The sequence below is a fragment of the Phytoactinopolyspora endophytica genome (assembly GCF_004138495.1).
Taxonomy (GTDB): domain Bacteria; phylum Actinomycetota; class Actinomycetes; order Jiangellales; family Jiangellaceae; genus Phytoactinopolyspora; species Phytoactinopolyspora endophytica.
In genome coordinates this window covers 122,491-124,233 of sequence record NZ_ML142870.1, presented here as the reverse complement: position 1 = coordinate 124,233, position 1,743 = coordinate 122,491, and the positions used below count along the sequence as shown (strand labels likewise).

Sequence of the window (1,743 nt, the reverse complement as noted above, 5' to 3'; positions counted from 1 at the left end):
CCGATCGCCTCGGCCGCCCGCACGATCTCGTCGCGGGCGGCATCGGGGCGGCCGATGGCGATGTTCTCGGCGATGGTGCCGGAGAAGATGAAGGCGTCCTGCGTCACCATCGTCACTTCGCGACGTAGCTCGGCCGTGTCAAGACTGCGCAGGTCGACTCCGTCGAGGAGGATGCGGCCCCGAGTCGGGTCGTAGAAGCGAGCCAGCAGCTTGGCCAGAGTGGACTTGCCGGCTCCGGTCGATCCGATGACGGCGACGACATCCCCCGCGGGGAGTGCGAGGTCGAACGTGGGCAGCACCTCACCACCCGAGTGGTATTCGAAGGCCACCCGCTCGAAGACAACGCGTCGGCCGCGTCGCTCGGGAGCATTCGTCGGCAGGACCTGAGGTATGGCCGGTTCGGCGACCGACGGCCGCTGCGCCAAGAGCGCGGAGATCTTCCCCAAGGACGCGTTCGCCGCCTGGTAGGCATCCAGGACGCCCCCGAGCTTGAGCGGTTCGTCGTACAAGCGGCGCAGATAGAGCACGGCGGCCGCGAATACGCCCAGTTCTAGGTCATGGGAGGCCACGCGGAAGGCACCCCACATGATGAGCAGGGCGATGCCGGTGTTGGCGACCAGCCGGGACGACGTGACGTACCGTGCCATCGCCAGGCCGGCGTCGCCATTGATGCGCGCGTGCCGGCGGTTGACCCGCATGAACGACTCGTCGTTGGACGCCTCGAGCCGGAATGCCTGGACCACCCGGATGTTGTTGAACGTCTCCGCGAACTTCTGCGTGACGGCAGCCGTCGCGGTCGAGCGCTCGCCGTAGACGCGGCCCGCCCGGCGCCGGAAGGAACGGGCGGTCAGATAGAGCGGCCCTCCGACGGCCACGGCAGCCAGACCCAGCCGCCAGTCCAGGTACAGCAGCGTGGCGACGATGTAGATGACAGTGAGGAACGCGCCGACGATGTCCTCGAGACCATGGGCGAGCAGGCGGCGCAACGCCCCGACATCGCTGGTGGCTCTGGCGGTAAAGCGGCCGGAGGAGTATCGCTCGTGGAAGTCGATGCTCATGGCCTGGGCGTGGCCGAAGACGCGCCCGAGCAGGTCGAGTATCACGTCCTGACCTAGCCGGGCCGACGCGCGGACGAAGACATGCTGCAACACGCCCGAGCCCGTCGAGACCAGCAGATAGCCGGCGGAGACCGCTAGCAGCGGAACCTGGTCGTCGGCGCGGAGAGCCGGGATCGCTCGGTCGATTGTGTACGCGACCAGCAGAGGACTCATCTGCGACACGGCGCGTTGGACGAAGAGGAGAAGACAGGTCGCTACGGTGCGGCGCAAGCGTGGGCGCAACAGCGACGTCAGCAGAGCACGCGACGCACCGTCGGGTGTGGGGAGCATGTCCCGCGCGAACGGATCGGAGGCAGCGTCGGGGCCGCTCATCGGCGCGCCTCGCGCATGAGCTCGGCGTACTCCGCGTTCGTCGCCAGCAGTTCATGATGTGTACCGACTGCGGCGATCCGACCGTCGGAGAGCAGCGCGACCCGATCGGCGAGGAGCGCCGTCGAAGGCCTGTGGGCGACGATGAGCGCCGTGGTCGTGGCCAGTACGTCCCGGAGCGTGACCTCGACGGCCGCCGCGGTGTGGACATCCAACGCCGAGAGCGGGTCGTCGAGGACCAACGTAGAGGGCCGGCCGACGACGGCGCGGGCCAGAGCAAGTCGCTGGCGTTGCCCGCCGGACAGATTTGCCCCTT

1 protein-coding gene and 1 pseudogene are annotated in these 1,743 nt (G+C 68.4%); both read right to left on the bottom strand.

Going from position 1 to position 1,743, the window contains the following annotated elements; genetic code table 11:
- Window positions 1-1,430: ABC transporter ATP-binding protein (locus ELR45_RS30045; protein WP_205857551.1), on the bottom strand; the 1,430-nt coding region annotated here is incomplete at its 3' end.
- Window positions 1,427-1,743 (bottom strand): annotated as a pseudogene (locus ELR45_RS39645) (ATP-binding cassette domain-containing protein); the annotation flags it as partial. The pseudogene ELR45_RS39645 and the gene ELR45_RS30045, both read right to left, overlap by 4 nt.